This window comes from Streptomyces sp. D2-8 (assembly GCF_023184515.1).
GTDB lineage: Bacteria > Actinomycetota > Actinomycetes > Streptomycetales > Streptomycetaceae > Streptomyces.
Genome location: NZ_JAAHBP010000022.1, coordinates 1 through 15,133, shown reverse-complemented (window position 1 = coordinate 15,133; position 15,133 = coordinate 1). Strand labels below are relative to the sequence as shown.

Annotated in this window: 14 protein-coding genes; 7 read left to right on the top strand and 7 right to left on the bottom strand. The window is 72.9% G+C overall.

Annotated elements, in window-relative coordinates; translation table 11 throughout:
* Positions 1 to 162: 162 nt before the first annotated feature.
* The 3 genes from G3I77_RS31460 to G3I77_RS31450 all read right to left on the bottom strand — a co-directional run bounded on the left by G3I77_RS31460 (position 163) and on the right by G3I77_RS31450 (position 2,232).
* Positions 163 to 768, bottom strand: coding sequence for a hypothetical protein (locus G3I77_RS31460; RefSeq protein WP_248509005.1), 606 nt, complete (start codon positions 766 to 768; stop codon positions 163 to 165).
* A gap of 163 nt (positions 769 to 931) precedes the next feature.
* Positions 932 to 1,759 (bottom strand): MOSC domain-containing protein, encoded by an 828-nt coding sequence (locus G3I77_RS31455; RefSeq protein WP_248509003.1) that lies wholly within the window; start codon positions 1,757 to 1,759, stop codon positions 932 to 934.
* A 44-nt stretch (positions 1,760 to 1,803) separates the two neighbouring features.
* Positions 1,804 to 2,232 (bottom strand): DUF6643 family protein, encoded by a 429-nt coding sequence (locus tag G3I77_RS31450; RefSeq protein ID WP_248509001.1) that lies wholly within the window; start codon positions 2,230 to 2,232, stop codon positions 1,804 to 1,806.
* Between the two features lie 297 nt (positions 2,233 to 2,529).
* On the opposite strand from G3I77_RS31450, the gene G3I77_RS31445 reads away from it, so the two are divergent.
* Positions 2,530 to 3,807, top strand: a complete 1,278-nt coding sequence (locus tag G3I77_RS31445; protein WP_248509327.1) for a TerD family protein — start codon at positions 2,530 to 2,532, stop codon at positions 3,805 to 3,807.
* A 15-nt stretch (positions 3,808 to 3,822) separates the two neighbouring features.
* On the opposite strand, the gene G3I77_RS31440 is transcribed toward G3I77_RS31445, so the two are convergent.
* Entirely contained in the window at positions 3,823 to 5,013 is a 1,191-nt protein-coding gene (locus tag G3I77_RS31440) for a glycosyltransferase (protein WP_248508999.1), read from the bottom strand.
* A 39-nt stretch (positions 5,014 to 5,052) separates the two neighbouring features.
* Here G3I77_RS31440 and G3I77_RS31435 point away from each other — a divergent pair, with 39 nt between their 5' ends.
* Positions 5,053 to 5,838 (top strand): glutamate racemase, encoded by a 786-nt coding sequence (locus G3I77_RS31435; protein WP_248508997.1) that lies wholly within the window; start codon positions 5,053 to 5,055, stop codon positions 5,836 to 5,838.
* Positions 5,839 to 5,954: 116 nt separating this feature from the next.
* Positions 5,955 to 6,509 (top strand): hypothetical protein, encoded by a 555-nt coding sequence (locus tag G3I77_RS31430; protein ID WP_248508989.1) that lies wholly within the window; start codon positions 5,955 to 5,957, stop codon positions 6,507 to 6,509.
* Positions 6,510 to 6,533: 24 nt separating this feature from the next.
* Here G3I77_RS31430 and G3I77_RS31425 read toward each other — a convergent pair whose 3' ends face one another.
* Positions 6,534 to 7,607, bottom strand: a complete 1,074-nt coding sequence (locus G3I77_RS31425) for an O-antigen ligase (RefSeq protein WP_248508987.1) — start codon at positions 7,605 to 7,607, stop codon at positions 6,534 to 6,536.
* A 214-nt stretch (positions 7,608 to 7,821) separates the two neighbouring features.
* Between G3I77_RS31425 and lnt the strand changes: the two genes are divergently transcribed.
* From lnt to G3I77_RS31405, 4 genes are all read left to right on the top strand, one after another.
* Complete coding sequence (gene lnt / locus G3I77_RS31420; protein ID WP_248508980.1) at positions 7,822 to 9,438, top strand: apolipoprotein N-acyltransferase; 1,617 nt, start codon at positions 7,822 to 7,824, stop codon at positions 9,436 to 9,438.
* A 68-nt stretch (positions 9,439 to 9,506) separates the two neighbouring features.
* The gene (locus G3I77_RS31415; RefSeq protein WP_248508977.1) at positions 9,507 to 9,986 is read left to right on the top strand and encodes an NUDIX domain-containing protein; all 480 of its coding nucleotides are present in this window, start codon (positions 9,507 to 9,509) and stop codon (positions 9,984 to 9,986) included.
* A gap of 54 nt (positions 9,987 to 10,040) precedes the next feature.
* Positions 10,041 to 10,841, top strand: coding sequence for a 3-hydroxybutyrate dehydrogenase (locus G3I77_RS31410; RefSeq protein ID WP_248508976.1), 801 nt, complete (start codon positions 10,041 to 10,043; stop codon positions 10,839 to 10,841).
* 76 nt (positions 10,842 to 10,917) lie between these two features.
* On the top strand, positions 10,918 to 12,822 hold the full coding sequence (locus tag G3I77_RS31405) for a GAF domain-containing protein (RefSeq protein ID WP_248508975.1): 1,905 nt from the start codon (positions 10,918 to 10,920) through the stop codon (positions 12,820 to 12,822).
* Positions 12,823 to 12,872: 50 nt separating this feature from the next.
* Here G3I77_RS31405 and G3I77_RS31400 read toward each other — a convergent pair whose 3' ends face one another.
* Entirely contained in the window at positions 12,873 to 14,264 is a 1,392-nt protein-coding gene (locus G3I77_RS31400) for an MFS transporter (protein ID WP_248508973.1), read from the bottom strand.
* Positions 14,265 to 14,758: 494 nt separating this feature from the next.
* A partial coding sequence (locus G3I77_RS31395) for a DUF418 domain-containing protein (RefSeq protein ID WP_248508971.1) occupies positions 14,759 to 15,133 on the bottom strand: 375 nt, incomplete at its 5' end.

Sequence of the window (15,133 nt, the reverse complement as noted above, 5' to 3'; positions counted from 1 at the left end):
GGTCGCGACCGCGACCGAGCCCGGCCCTGGGGCCTGGGCGCGCACGCGGCATCGACACCGGCGCGTCCCTGAGACTCGCTCGCGCGCGGGTTGTGCCGAACGGTTCGGCCGGACCACCGTAGCGTGCGCGCGGGTGGTGGGTTGACCAGAGCCGGAAGGCGGTCAGCTGCCGGTGCCCGTCCTGCCCCAGTCCGGGCCCGCCTTGTCCCATGCCTGGTCCCAACGGGCGTACCGGCGGCGGACCATGCGCCAGACGATCAGCCGTCTGCCGCCCTCTATGAGTCCGCCGGTGGCCAGGGCCGCGCCGAAGCCCGCGAGGACCGCATGCGTCGAGGCCGTCGCCGAGTCGAGCGGACGGGCCACCATCCGGCCGTGCCGGTCGGTCCATATCCGGAACTCGTCGCCCTGCTGCGGGCCTTCGAGGCTCGCCAGGACGGGGCCCTGGTGCGCGGTGCCGTCCGGTGCGGTCCAGTCGGCGAGGACGCGGTTGCGCAGATCCCTGCCCGACGAGGTCTCCGGGTCGGCGTCCAGCGGGGAGCGGTCCAGCGTGCGGACCACTGTGGCCGTCACCAGATGCCGCGCCTCGTGCTGCGCCCGGACGGAGCGCTGGAGCGCGTCCTGAGCCGTTTCCCCGACGAGCGAGCCGGCGACCGGGACGGCCAGCAGGATCAGCAGCAGGGCGGCCAGTGCCACCCAAGCCTCGGCCAGGTCGGTCGCGCGGCACAGTGGATTGCGCCGCCAGCGCCAGAGCCCACTGATCGCTCGCACCGCCTGCACCCCCCTTCCGGCTCCGTGATACTCCCCGGCGGAGCCGTCCGCGTACAGACCCGTCGAAGAGAGAGCGACATCACCTCTCCTCAGGGCCTCTCATGAATTTCTCACACAAGCCCAACGCCTGGGCCCGCGACCCGGTTCCCACGCGCTCGGAGAGCTATTCGAGGATCCTGACCGGGTCCCCGACGCGGATCGTGCCGGGGGACAGCGGCACCAGGTTCTGACCGAAGACCAGCTTGCCGTCGAGCCGGCGGTGCCGCCCCAGGCTGAACAGGGGCTCGCGGCCGCGCTCGCCGGTGCCCTGGTCGGTGGTGGTCACCACGCACCGGCCGCAGGTCTTGGCCACGCGGAAGAACACCTCCCCGATGGCGAGGCGCGACCAGTCGTCCTCGGCCCAGGCGGGGGTGCCCGCCACGACCGCGTTCGGCCGGAAGCGGTTCATGGGCAGGGGACCCTCAGCGGCGTACTCGCCCTGCGCGATCAGGGAGTTGAGGGCGTCGAGCGAGGCCGTCGTGGTGAGCAGCAGCGGAAAGCCGTCGGCGAAGGAGACGGTCTCACCGGGCCGCGCGTACTCCGGGGCGACCGGCCTGCGGGTCGCCGGATCGTCCATGTACACCAGGCGCACATCGGTGCCGAGGTAGGAACTGCACCAGGCGTGCGCGGCCTCGTCCTCGGCCGGGATCGCCTCGACCTTGTCGCGGAAGATCTCCACCGGCACGGTGACGACGGGCCGGGGCACGGGCACCGTCAACGGCGGCATACCGGGCGCGGACAGACGGAGTCCGCCGCCCGGCCGAAGCGCGGCGGCGGCGAGCGCGAGACGCGGCTGCTGGCGTTGGGTGACGACCTTTCCCCCGTCGTCGATCAGCACCCAGCGCCGGTCTCCGGCCAGCCCCCAGGGCTCCACGGCGGCCTCCCGGGGCGCCAGGCCCCGGACCGCCTTGACCGGATGGACGTGAATCGAGTGCAGGTGAGCGTTCCCCATGGGGCCATCGTGCCAGTCGGCACCGACAGCCCCCGGAGGGCGGCTCAGTACCCGCGGTACTGCTGGTTGTTGTACGGGTCCTGATAGGGAGCCGGGGCCGGCCGGGGAGCCGCGGGGCGCATCGCCTCGTAGCCCGCGGGGGCCGCCGGACGCGGCTGCTGCGGCTGGGGGCCGGGGTAGCCGCGCGGAGCGGTGGCCTGCTGCGGGATGTACGCCGCGGGCGCCTGCTGCAGCGGAGCGGGCTGTTGGGCCTGCGGATAGCCGTAGGCGGGCTGGGAGGGAGCTGCCGGCAGGGCGGGCAGCGCCGAAGGGAGGGCGGGCAGGCTGCTGCCCGGCATGTCGTACTGAGCGGGGACCCGGATCGGGGCGATCTGCGGGGTGCCCCGCTCGGCGACGAGCCTGTCGTAGATCGGGGTGTCCGGGAAGGAGGCGGAGTAGTAGCCGCCGCCATAGGTGGAGCGGGGGGAGGTCATGGCACATAAGTTAAGCCCACGATGTGCTGGTTGGGGAGACCGATAAGAGGGTTGTTTTCCGTGTCCGCAGTGACCCGGTATCCCCAATGCGAGCGAACTCGGCAAAAAGGGGCGCCGAACGGGGCTGCGATCGTGTAAAGGCCGAGTTCCGGGCGGGTTACCACCGGTTGGCCGCCGGTCTTCCACGTGGTCGGGCATGGGACTTCGCCGTGGCAAGGAATAGGTTGTGCGCACGGAACTCGACGGACGGCCGGGACGGGCCTGGCGCGGTGACACGCAATGGGGGCGGACATGCAAATGCTGAAAGGTTCAAATACTCCGGTGCCCACCGCGGCGTTGCGGGTGGAATTGGGGTGGCGGTCAGGAGCGGGCGCACCCGACGCCGACGCCTCCGCTCTGCTGCTCGTCGGCGGGAAGGTCCGCTCGGACGCGGACTTCGTCTTCTACAACCAGCCCGCGCACTCCTCCGGGGCGATCCGGCACGAGGGCAAGCGCACCACCGACGGCCGGGTGACCGACACGCTCCTCGTCGACCTCGCGCGCGTGGAGCCCGCGATCGAGACGGTCGTCCTCGCCGCCTCCTCCGACGGCGGCACGTTCGGACAGGTCCCCGACCTGTACATCGAGGTCCAGGATGCCGCCCAGGGCACGCCGGTGGCCCGCTTCGACAATCCCGGCGCCACCACCGAAACCGCTTTCGTGCTGGGCGAGTTCTACCGCCGCCAGGGTGCCTGGAAGTTCCGCGCCGTCGGCCAGGGCTACAGCAGCGGACTCGAAGGGCTGGCCACGGACTACGGCATCACGGTCGACGAGCCGCAGCAGGCGGCCCCGGCTCCGGCCCCGGCGCCTCCCATGGCGACGCCGCCCGCCGCGTACACGCCCCCGCCGATGCCGCAGCCCGCGGCTCCGCCTCCGCCTGCCGCGCCGCCCGCGCCCGTCCGTCTCACCAAGGTGACGCTCACCAAGGCGGCCCCCTCCGTCTCCCTCACCAAGCAGGGCGGCACCTCCGGCGCGCTGCACGTGAACCTCAACTGGGAGGTGCGCAAGCAGTTCTCGGGGTGGAGCGGCAAGTTCGGGCGCCCGACCGCGATGCACGCCGACCTCGACCTCGACCTGTGCGCGCTGTACGAACTGAGCGACGGCAGCAAGGGCGTCGTGCAGGCCCTCGGCAACAGTTTCGGAGCGCTGCACCAGCCTCCGTACATCCACCTCGACGGCGACGATCGCACCGGGGCCCTGTCGACGGGCGAGAACCTCACCGTCAACCTCGACCACAAGAACGACTTCCGGCGCATCCTCGTCTTCGTCACCATCTACGAAGGCGCCCGCTCCTTCGCCGACTTGCACGCCTCGGTCACGCTCCAGCCGCAGTACGGGGCGCCGATCGACTTCTCCCTCGACGAGTGCACCGTCCCCTCACTCGTGTGCGCACTCGCCCTGATCACCAACACCGGCGGCGACCTGGTCGTCCAGCGGGAGGCGCGCTACCTGGTGCCCGAGCGCGGGGTGAGCCCGCAGCGGACCGTCGACTACGCCTACGGGTGGGGCATGAACTGGACCCCCGGCCGGAAGTGACGCCTTCGGCGGTCGTCAGCCCTCGTCGGGCACGGCGTCCGGGCGCGCGTAGGTGCGGCCCTTCCAGGCCGCACCCCGTCCCCGGTAGTGCTGCACCGCCGAATCGACCGTCATGAGGAGGTAGAGGAACGCGGTGAACGGCAGCAGGGGAGCGAGCCACAGCGGCTGCCGGTAGTAGCGGAGCATCGGGACGTACGTCCCCGCCATGACGAGCCACGCGAGACCGCCGGCGACCGCCGCCTGCGTACTGCCGGCGGCGAGGCCGGCCAGGACCGCCACGGGCGGGACCAGATACACCAGCGCCAGCCCGGCGACCGTCCCGGCCAGCAGGAGAGGGTTGTGCCGCAGCTGGGCGAACGCGCTGCGCGAGACCATGCGCCACAGGTCGTGCAGCCGCGGATACGGCCGCACGCTGTCCACCCGCTCGGCGAGCCCCAGCCAGACGCGACCGCCGCCGCCCTTGACGGCCCGGGCGAGCGCCACGTCGTCGATCACGGCGTGCCGGATCGCGTCGGGAATCCGCGCCCGCTCGGCGGCCTCCGCCCGCAGCAGGACGCAGCCCCCGGCCGCGGCCACCGTCCGCCCCGGTGCGGCGATCCGGCGGAAGGGGTAGAGCTGCGCGAAGAAGTAGACGAACGCCGGCACCACCAGCCGTTCCCAGACGCTTTCCACCCGCAGCCGGGCCATCTGGGAGACGACGTCGAACCCACCGGAACGGGCCGCCGCCACCAGCTCCCGCAGACTGTCCGGCGCGTGCGCGATGTCGGCGTCCGTCAGGAGGAGGTACTCGGGATCACGCGCGCGTGCCAGCCCGATGCCGTGGCGCACCGCCCACAGCTTGCCGGTCCAGCCCGCCGGAGGCTCGCCCGGCGAGCCCACGGTGAGCGGCAGCCCGCCGTGCCGGCGCGCCAGCTCACGCGCCAGATCACCGGTGCCGTCCGAACTGCCGTCGTCGACGAGGAAGATCTCCGCCCGCCCCGGATAGTCCTGCAGGAGCAGCGACGGCAGCGCGGCGGGCAGCACGGCCGCCTCGTCGCGGGCGGGGACGACGACGCACACGGACGGCCACGCGTCCGGCTCCGCACGCGCGGGCAGTCGCACATCGGTGCGCCAGAAGAAGCCCTGACAGAGCAGCAGCCACAGCCAGGCGAGCAGTGATCCAGCGGCAGTCCACACAACGGCGCTCACGCGCGCAGTCTGCCCCACCCGACCGGCCCTGGACGGCTCATCGTCTATCGTGATCGGGTGAAGATCGCGCTCATGGACTCCGGAATCGGTCTGCTGGCAGCCACCGCCGCGGTACGACGGCTGCGCCCCGACGCCGATCTCGTGCTCTCCCTGGACCCCGACGGCATGCCGTGGGGCCCGCGCACCACGGAAGACCTCACCGAGCGTGCTCTGGCCGTCGCCGAGGCCGCCGCCGCGCGCCGTCCCGACGCCCTGATCGTCGGCTGCAACACCGCGACCGTGCACGCGCTCACCGCCCTGCGCGCCCGCCTCGAACCGGGACTCCCGGTCATCGGTACCGTCCCGGCGATCAAGCCGGCCGCGGCCGGCGGCGGGCACCTCGCCATCTGGGCCACCCCGGCCACCACCGGCAGCCCCTACCAGCAGGGCCTGATCCGGGACTTCGCCGGCGGCGTGCCCGTCACCGAGGTGCCGTGCTGGGGCCTCGCCGAGGCCGTGGAACACGCGGACGAGACGGCGATCGACGCGGCCGTGTCCGCGGCCGCCGCCCTCACCCCGGACCACGTGACCACCGTCGTGCTGGGCTGCACCCACTACGAACTGGTCGCCGAGCGCATCCGGACCGCAGTCCAGCGCCCCGGCCGCCCACCCCTCGTGCTGCACGGCTCCGCGGGAGCCGTGGCCGCCCAGGCCCTGCGCCGGCTCGGCGGGCAGCCCGCGCCGGGGGCCACGCCGTACGGCACGCTCACCGTGCTGCTCAGCGGACGCGAGGGTGCGCTGCCCGCCCCTGCCCTGGCGTACGCCGAAGGGCGCCTGCTCCAGGCGGTCACGCCCGCCGGCTGACCCGAAACCGGTTCACCGACGGTCATCGGCGAGCCGGACCAGCGCTACGTCCACCCGGCGCAGTCACGCTCCGCCACGAGGTACCCGCGGAGCGAAACCTGAGTACCCTCATAGGCATGAGGGACCACCGCCACGGCCAGAACGCCCCGCACCCGCACACGGAGGTCTGGACCGGCCGTGCCACCAACCGGGTGCAGTGGTTGCTGGCGCTCGCGGGTGCTGCCTGCCTGGCGCTCGGCATCGGGCTGGCCGTCGACTCGGCCTGGACGTCCGGCGTCGCCCCGCTGGTCATGGCCGTCGTCGGGTGCATCGCCGCCGGGCTGCTGGTCCTCTTCGGAACGCTCGCCTTCGTGCACGTCGCCCTGCGGGTCGACGAGGAGCACCTCGAGGTGCGCTGCGGCCACATCGGCGTGCCCCGCCGCCGTATCCCGCTCTCCGACGTGGCCGGCGCCACGTACATCTCCCATGTGACCCCCCGACACTGGGGCGGCTGGGGCTACCGATGGCGGCCCGAGAAGGGCACCGCGGTGGTCGTACGACGTGGTGAGGGCGTCGAGCTGGAGCTGTGGGACGGGCACACCTTCACCGTCACCGTGGACGACGCGGAGGCGGCCGTGCGGGTGATCGAGGCACGGCTGCGGCCCACCAAGCCGGGCGCTCCCGCGCACTGATCCGCCGGGTCCTCGCGTCACCGCTCACCACGCAGGAGTGCGTCCCGCGCCGCGCGCCTGCGCTTCCGGAGCGCGGCTCGCCGATTCGTCGGCCAGGGGGCGCGCCGTGGCCATGCCCGCCAGCAGACCCGCTCCCACCGACACCGCCGTGAAGCTCAGCGCGTTTCCGATCGCGGCGATGGCGGCGAGCGCCGTCAGGGCCGCGCCCGCCGTGAGCGCCACCGGGGTCGGGCGCGGGCCGCGCCACAGCGCGTACAGGACCCAGCCGAACGCCGCCGCCAGCAGGACCACGCCGACGATCCCCTGTTCCGCCGCCTGCTGCAGGGGCGCCGAGTGAGGCTTGCCGTCGGACAGCAGTGACTGGGCCGACGTCGTGCTCAGCTCCCCGAAGCGGCCCGGCCCGGCCCCCAGCGCGGCGTCGTCTCCCAGCAGATGCCAGGCGTCCCGCCACAGCCGCACGCGGTGCGGCGTCAGCCGCCCCTCCAGAGCGGCCACGAGCCCGTCCGGTACGGCCCGCGCGGCGACCGCCCAGATCAGACCGGTCACCAGGGCGGCGACCGCGGCCAGTACGGCCATCCCGGCGCCGCGGTGACGGGTGCGGCCGGCGGCCAGCGAGCTCACCAGCACCGCGAGACAGGTCACGAAGCCGCTGGTCGAGCCGAGCGCGGCCGCCAGCACCGCGATGCCGGCGGCGAGCAGGCGCAGGGCGAACCGGACGGCCGGCGCGGGCGCGGCCCAGGCCGCACAGCACGCGGCACCGGCCGACAGCGTCAGTACGGCGGCGGTGGCCCCGGCATGCCCCAGGGGTACGGCGATCTGCGGACCCGGAGCGAGGTGCGGAACGGCCACCGTCAGCGCGATGCCGGCCAGTGCCCCGGCGAGGGGCGCGCCGACCGGCAGCAGCGCCCCGCTGATCCGCCCGGCGGCGTACCCGGCGGCCACGGCCAGCACCGCCAGGAGCACTCCCTCGGGCCGGCCGTCGTGCGCGGCCGCCGTGATCAGGGACCAGGCGGCGCAAGCGCCCAGCACGACGACACCCGCCGCGTCAGAAACGATTCGTCTCTCGCCGTCCGCATTCGACCCGGACGCAGACGTCATCCCGCTGGAACCCACCCCGCCCGCCCCCCGGCGCACCCTCGCCCCCGACTTCTGATGGCCCCGGCCGCTGGGCCGCCACCGGCCGTACGTCTGAGGCTTGGCACACCGTAACGGCTGGTGCACGGTTTGGGGATGTGTCGTGACGAAATGAACCGGGAGTCCGCCACGCGTACCGCGCTGTCGGCCCCAAGGTCACGCGCCTTACACTCCGGGAGTGACCGTCACCGCAACCTCCGTCGGCGAGTCGGACCAGCTGGAGCCGCGGACCGCGCCCGGGGCGCGGACGTGGGCCCGGCGGCTCGTACGTCTCGTTCCGGCCGCCGCAGCCGCGCTCTCCGGCCTGCTCCTCTATGTCTCCTTCCCGCCCCGCACCCTGTGGTGGCTGGCTCTGCCGGCCTTCGCCGTCTTCGGCTGGGTGCTGCGCGGCCGCGGCTGGAAGGCGGCACTCGGCCTCGGCTACCTCTTCGGCCTCGGCTTCCTGCTGCCGCTGCTGGTGTGGACCGGAGTGGAGGTCGGGCCGGGCCCCTGGCTCGCCCTGGTGGCGATCGAGGCTCTCTTCGTCGCCCTGGTCGGCGCCGGTGTCGCGGCCGTGTCGAAGCTGCCCGGGTGGCCGGTGTGGGCGGCCGCCGTGTGGATCGCCGGCGAGGCGGCACGCGCGCGTGCGCCCTTCAGCGGCTTCCCTTGGGGAAAGATCGCGTTCGGCCAGGCGGACGGTGTGTTCCTGCCGCTCGCCGCGGTGGGCGGCACCCCGGTGCTCGGCTTCGCGGTCGTGCTGTGCGGCTTCGGACTGTACGAAGTCGTCCGGCTGGCCGTGCAGCGGCGGCGGACCGGTGAGGTGCGGCGCGCCGCGGCCGCCGTGGGTCTGCTGAGCCTGGCCGTCCCGGTCGTGGGCGCCGCAGCGGCCCGGACGCTGGTCGGCGACACGGCCGAGGACGGCAGTGCCACCGTCGCGGTGATCCAGGGCAACGTGCCCCGCGCCGGGCTCGATTTCAACTCCCAGCGGCGGGCCGTGCTCGACTACCACGCGCGCGAGACGCACCGCCTGGCCGCCGAGGTCAAGGCCGGCAAGGTCGCGCGGCCCGACTTCGTGCTGTGGCCGGAGAACTCCTCCGACATCGACCCCTTCGCCAACCCCGACGCCCGCGCCGTCATCGACTCGGCGGCCAGGGCCATCGGCGTGCCCATCTCGGTCGGCGGCGTCGTCGAGCGGGACGGCAAGCTGTACAACGAGCAGATCCTGTGGGACCCGGCGAAGGGCCCCGTCGACACCTACGACAAGCGCCAGATCCAGCCGTTCGGCGAGTACCTGCCGCTGCGCTCGTTCATCGGCGCGATCAACGGGAACTGGACGGCGATGGTCCGCCAGGACTTCAGCCGGGGCACCGAGCCGGGCGTGTTCACCATGGACGGCGCCAAGGTCGGCCTCGTCACCTGCTACGAGGCCGCCTTCGACTGGACCGTGCGTTCCGAGGTCACCGACGGCGCCCAGATGATCTCCGTGCCCAGCAACAACGCCACCTTCGACCGCAGCGAGATGACCTACCAGCAGCTCGCCATGTCCCGCGTGCGCGCGGTCGAGCACAGCCGGACCGTGACGGTACCGGTGACCAGCGGTGTCAGCGCGATCATCATGCCGGACGGCAGGATCACGCAGAAGACCGGCATGTTCGTGGCCGACTCGCTGGTGCAGAAGGTGCCGCTGCGGTCCTCGCAGACCCCCGCCACCCGCCTCGGCATCCTGCCGGAGATCGCCCTCGTGCTGGTCGCGGCCGGCGGACTCGGCTGGGCCGTCGGCGCCGGGCTGCGCGGGCGACGCGACGGTGACGTGTAGCCGTACGCCGGTCGCACGCCGCCTGAAACGCGCCGGGACGCCGGAAGCTGCCCGTTAGGGTCGGCGGCATGGCTACTCCCGACTTCATCCGCACGCTGCGCGCCTCGGCCGGTCATCAGCTGCTCTGGCTTCCCGGGGTCACCGCCCTCGTCTTCGACGACGAGGGCAGGGTGCTGCTCAACCGCCGGGCCGACACCCGCCAGTGGTCCGTGATCGGCGGCATCCCGGACCCGGGGGAGCAGCCCGCGGCCTGCGCCGTGCGGGAGGTCTACGAGGAGACGGCCGTGCGCTGCGTCGCCGAACGGGTCGTCCTCGTCCAGGCCCTGCAGCCCGTCACGTACGAGAACGGCGACACCTGCCAGTACATGGACATCACTTTCCGCTGCCGGGCCGTCGACGGCGAGGCGCGGGTCAACGACGACGAGTCGCTGGACGTGGCCTGGTTCGACATCGACGCGCTGCCCGAGCTGAACGAGTTCGGGCTGCTCCGGATCAAGCAGGCCCTGTCGGACACCCCCACATGGTTCGACCCCACTGCCTCCGGCTGAACTATGGGGCGTGACCACATGGGGTGGGGCATGAGCGCTGCCTAGGGTCGAACCATGACCGCGCCCCGTGCCCTCCCGGCCCCGCACGCCTCCCCGCTCGACCTGGGCGGCCGCACCGCGCTCGTCACCGGCGCCGCCGGCGGCATCGGCCGCGCCTGCGCGCTGCGGCTCGCGGCCGCCGGGGCCAAGGTGAGAGCCGTCGACCGGGACGCCGCCGGCCTGGACGCACTGGCCGACCAGGGACGCGGCCTGGCCGGCACGGTGGAGCCACACGTCCTCGACCTCACCGACCTGGACGCCGCCGAACTCGCCGCCGCGGGCACCGACGTCCTCGTCAACAACGCCGGGATCCAACTGGTGCGTCCCATCGAGGAGTTCCCGCCCGAGGTGTTCCACACGGTGCTCGCCGTGATGCTGGAGGCACCGTTCCGGCTCATCCGCGGGGCCCTGCCCCACATGTACGGGCAGGGGTGGGGCCGCGTCGTGAACGTGTCGTCCGTCCACGGGCTGCGCGCCTCGGCCTACAAGTCGGCCTATGTGGCCGCCAAACACGGCCTGGAGGGACTGTCCAAGACCACCGCCCTCGAAGGCGCGCCCCACGGTGTCACGTCGAACTGTGTGAACCCCGCCTATGTGCGCACCCCACTGGTCGAGAAGCAGCTCGCCGACCAGGCGCAGGCGCACGGCATCCCCGAGGAGCGGGTCCTGTCCGAGGTGCTGCTGCAGGACAGCGCCGTCAAGCGGCTCATCGAACCGGAGGAGGTCGCCGAGGCGGTGGCGTATCTGTGCAGTCCGCAGGCGTCCTTCGTGACCGGTGCCTCGCTCGTGCTCGACGGCGGCTGGACCGCCCACTGAGCAGCCGGTCCCGTCCGGCCCGGAGAGTTGTCCACAGGGCTGACGGGACGGCCCGGTCATGGTGAATCCTGTGAGCATGTCCAGCGATCACGTGCAGTCCGCCGAAATGCCGTTCCTCGAGCTGCTGGCCCGGGGCGCGTCGGCCGACGCCTATGAGCAGCCGGAGCTGCTCGCGCGTGCCGAAGGGCGCTCGGCGGAGTGGATCGCCGCGCTCCGGCAGGCCAAGCCGCTCGCCCTGCGCGTGCGCGCCGAGCTGGAGGGACGACGGCGGCGCGAGGCCGAGCTGTCCGCGCTGTTCGAGACCGCCCACGACCTCGCCGGGCTGCGCGACCTCGACGCCGTCCTCCAGGCGATCGTGCAGCGCGCCCGCTCACTGCTGGGCACGGACGTCGCCTACCTCAGCCTGAACGACACGGAGCGCGGCGACACCTACATGCGGGTCACCGAGGGCTCGGTCGCGGCCCGGTTCCAGCAGCTGCGGCTCGGCATGGGAGAGGGGCTCGGCGGTCTCGTCGCACAGACCGCACGCCCCTATGTCACCGACGACTACTTCAAGGACGACCGTTTCCAGCACACCCTCACCATCGACGCGGGCGTGCGGGACGAGGGGCTGGTGGCCATTCTCGGCGTGCCGCTGACGCTCGGGCATCACGTCATCGGCGTGCTGTTCGCCGCGGACCGCCGGGCCCGGGTCTTCGAGCGGGAGCAGATCGCCCTGCTCGGCTCCTTCGCCGCCCTCGCCGCGGCCGCCATCGACACCGCCAACCTGCTCGCCGAGACCCGGTCGGCTCTCGCCGGCCTGGAGCGGGCGAACGAGATCATCCGAGACCGCAGCGGCGTCATCGAGCGCGCCTCCGACGTGCACGACCGGCTCGCCCAACTCGTCCTGCGCGGCGGCGGGGTGCACGACGTGGCCGCGGCGGTCTCCGAGATCCTCGACGGCACGGTGGAGTTCGCCGAGACCGCCGCCGCGCCCGCCGGCGCCCTGGAGAAGTCCGGCGCGGAGGGGCACGCGGTGCTGCACCAGGACGACTGGATCGCCGCCGTCGCCGCCGGCGGCGAACTGCTCGGCGCACTGGTGCTGCGGGGGCACCCGGGGCTCGACCCCGTCGACCAGCGCACCCTGGAGCGTGCCGCCATGGTCACCTCCCTGCTGCTCCTGGCTCGCAGATCCGCCGCCGAGGCCGAACAGCGCGTGCGCGGTGAGCTGCTGGACGACCTGCTCGACGCCCGTGACCGCGACCCGCGCCTGCTGCGGGAGCGCGCGGTCCGGCTCCGCGCCGACCTCGACGCGCTCCATGTGGTGCTGGCCGCGCGGCTGGAGGGCGGCGCCGCCGACGCCGACCAGGAGGCGGACGCCCGCAGACGCCTGGCAGCGGCGGCGTCCCACCTGGCCGCGAACCGGCACGGCCTGGCCGCCGCGCGCGACGGGGGTACCGTCCTGCTGCTGCCCCTCGGCCCCGGCGACACCGCGACCGGCCTGGCCCGCCGCGCCGCCCGGCACCTGGGTACAGCGGTCCACGCACCGGTCACGGTCGGCGCTTCCGCACCCGCCGAGGACCTCGCCACCCGCCCCGAGGCCGTGGCCACGGCCTATGCGGAGGCCCGCCGCTGCCTCGAAGCCCTGCGCGTCCTCGGACGTTCCGGGGACGGGGCCGCCGCCGAGGATTTCGGCTTCCTGGGCCTGCTCCTGGCCGGCGACCGGGACATCCCGGGCTTCGTCGACCGCACCATCGGCCAGGTCATCGCCTACGACCGGCGACGCGGCACCGACCTGCTGCGCACCCTCGACGCGTACTTCGCCTGCGGCATGAGCCCCGCCCGCACCAAGGACGAACTGCACGTCCATGTGAACACGGTCGCCCAGCGACTGGAGCGCGTCGGCCGCCTCCTGGGCGATGACTGGCAGAGCCCGGCCCGGGCCCTGGAGATCCAACTCGCGCTGCGACTGCACCAGTTGTCGGAGCCGGTACAGCGCTGACCCCCGTACGCACGCACGTACGGGGGTCGGAGGTCACGGGTCCTGACGGGTCAGGCGGTGCGGGCGTCCTCCGCGGCGGCGGGCGCCCGGTCCGCTTCTTGGCCGGTGGGAAGTGCGATGTCGGCCAGGTCCCGGTGGCGCGTCTCCTTGGCCGCCCCCACCGCGATGACCGTGAGTACGGCGGCGGCGATGACGTACAGGGCGATCGGCGTGGAGCTGCCGTAGTCGGCCAGCAGCGCGGTGGCGATCAGCGGCGCGGGCGCGCCCGCCGCGACCGAGGCGGTCTGGGCGCCGATCGACGCACCGGAGTAACGCATCCGCGTCGCGAACATCTCCGAGAAGAACGCGGCCTGGGGTGCGTACATCGCCCCGTGCAGGACCAGCCCGACGGTGACGGCGAGGATCAGGTTGCCGAAGCCGCCGGTGTCGATCAGCGAGAAGAACGGGAACATCCACAGCGCGACCCCGACCGCACCCGTCAGATACACGGGCCGGCGGCCGATCCGGTCGGACAGGGCGCCCCACGCCGGGATGACCGCGAAGTGCACGGCCGAGGCGATCAGCACCGAGTTGAGCGCGGTCTGCTTGGAGACGCCGGCCGAGGTGGTGGCGTAGACGAGGATGAACGCGGTGATCACGTAGTAGCTGATGTTCTCCGCCATGCGGGCCCCCATCGCGACCAGGACGTCACGCCAGTGGTGCCGCAGCACCGAGACGAGCGGCAGCTTCTCGGCCGCCGCCGCGGAGTCCGCCTTGCGGGCCTCGGCCTGCTCCAACGCCTGTTTGAAGACCGGCGATTCATCGACAGACAGACGAATCCACAAACCGACGATCACCAGCACACCCGAGAGCAGGAACGGCACCCGCCAGCCCCAGCTGCCGAACGCGGCGTCCGACAGCAGGGCCGTGAGCAGGGACAGCACACCGGTGGCGAGAAGCTGCCCCGCCGGCGCGCCGGTCTGCGGCCACGACGCCCAGAACCCGCGCCGCCGCGCGTCCCCGTGCTCCGACACCAGCAGCACGGCACCGCCCCACTCACCGCCCAGCGCGAACCCCTGGATCAGCCGCAGCACGGTGAGCAGCACCGGCGCGGCCGTCCCGATGGACGCGTGCGTCGGCAGCAGCCCGATCGCGAAGGTCGCCCCGCCCATCAGCAGCAGACTCAGCACCAGCAGCTTCTTGCGCCCGAGCCGGTCGCCGTAGTGCCCGAAGACCAGCGCGCCCAGCGGCCGGGCGGCGAACCCGACCGCGTACGTCAGGAACGACAGCAGGGTGCCGACGAGCGGGTCGGAGTCCGGGAAGAACAGCTTGTTGAACACGAGCGCGGCGGCGGAGCCGTAGAGGAAGAAGTCGTACCACTCGATGGTGGTGCCGATGAGGCTGGCGGTGACGATGCGCTTGAGGCTGGCGGGGGGTGGGGGAGCGGTGGATGCGGAGGCCATGGGCGCCACTTCCTCGTGTGCGGTGGGGACGGGTAGGTATCGGCACACGGTAGAAAGGCGCAGGTCAGGCGCACATGTGGTGGGCCAACATAGTTCGGGACGCGGCTATGCATCGGACCACCATGCCCGCTCGTCGAGGGGCGACTGAAGGGCTTGGAGAGCGGCGAAATTAGTGCTGTCCGGGAAGCGTAGTCGGGGATGATTTGACGGGGGCGTGCTGACTCCCGTGCTGGTTCGGTGCTGACTAAATTCCCACGTCATCACCCGTGTTCGTCTCTCCCGTGCTGACTTGGTGCTGACTACTCTCCGTAGAACTCGGGCATCAGGGCGGCGCCGGTGGCAGTCTTGTCCTGACCCGCCTAGCCCTTGCCCCGGGCCGCGCTGGCCCAGGCCCACACATGTCCCGCCAGTTGCCCACACACGTGCCCATGGACGGCCGGTGGGCGCCGGGCAGGCCGGGATGGGACGGGAAGCCGAGCCACCCCGACCGGGCCTCACCGGATGTATTTGGCGGGTTTGGTGGCGGTGTTGAGGAGGTACTCCAGGGGGCCGCGGCGGAAGAAGCGGGACCAGATCGTGGCGAACACGATCGCTGTCAGGATGTACGTGAGCACGGGCACCCAGGACGTCGTGGTGCCGGCGCCGGAGGCGGGCCACGCGGACTGGGCGAGGAAGTGGCCTACGTAGGCGGTCAGGGACATGGTGCCCACGGCGATGACCGGTTTCGCCAGGCGGCGCAGGCGCGGCAGGCGGTCGATCGCCGCCGTCGTGCCGACGATCACGAGGATCGCGACACCGACGCAGCCGATGGTGTCGAGGGTGGTGCCGGTGTGCGACACGGCACCCAGCAGGTCCGAGGCCGACAGCTC

Excerpts from the sequence above, each read along its gene's own strand:
- G3I77_RS31445 (WP_248509327.1), top strand. The coding sequence starts at position 2,530 with ATGCTGAAAGGTTCAAATACTCCGGTGCCCACCGCGGCGTTGCGGGTG.
- G3I77_RS31455 (WP_248509003.1), bottom strand. The coding sequence starts at position 1,759 with ATGGGGAACGCTCACCTGCACTCGATTCACGTCCATCCGGTCAAGGCG.
- G3I77_RS31400 (WP_248508973.1), bottom strand. The coding sequence starts at position 14,264 with ATGGCCTCCGCATCCACCGCTCCCCCACCCCCCGCCAGCCTCAAGCGC.
- G3I77_RS31405 (WP_248508975.1), top strand. The coding sequence starts at position 10,918 with ATGTCCAGCGATCACGTGCAGTCCGCCGAAATGCCGTTCCTCGAGCTG.
- G3I77_RS31450 (WP_248509001.1), bottom strand. The coding sequence starts at position 2,232 with ATGACCTCCCCCCGCTCCACCTATGGCGGCGGCTACTACTCCGCCTCC.
- G3I77_RS31430 (WP_248508989.1), top strand. The coding sequence starts at position 5,955 with ATGAGGGACCACCGCCACGGCCAGAACGCCCCGCACCCGCACACGGAG.
- G3I77_RS31415 (WP_248508977.1), top strand. The coding sequence starts at position 9,507 with ATGGCTACTCCCGACTTCATCCGCACGCTGCGCGCCTCGGCCGGTCAT.
- G3I77_RS31410 (WP_248508976.1), top strand. The coding sequence starts at position 10,041 with ATGACCGCGCCCCGTGCCCTCCCGGCCCCGCACGCCTCCCCGCTCGAC.
- G3I77_RS31425 (WP_248508987.1), bottom strand. The coding sequence starts at position 7,607 with ATGACGTCTGCGTCCGGGTCGAATGCGGACGGCGAGAGACGAATCGTT.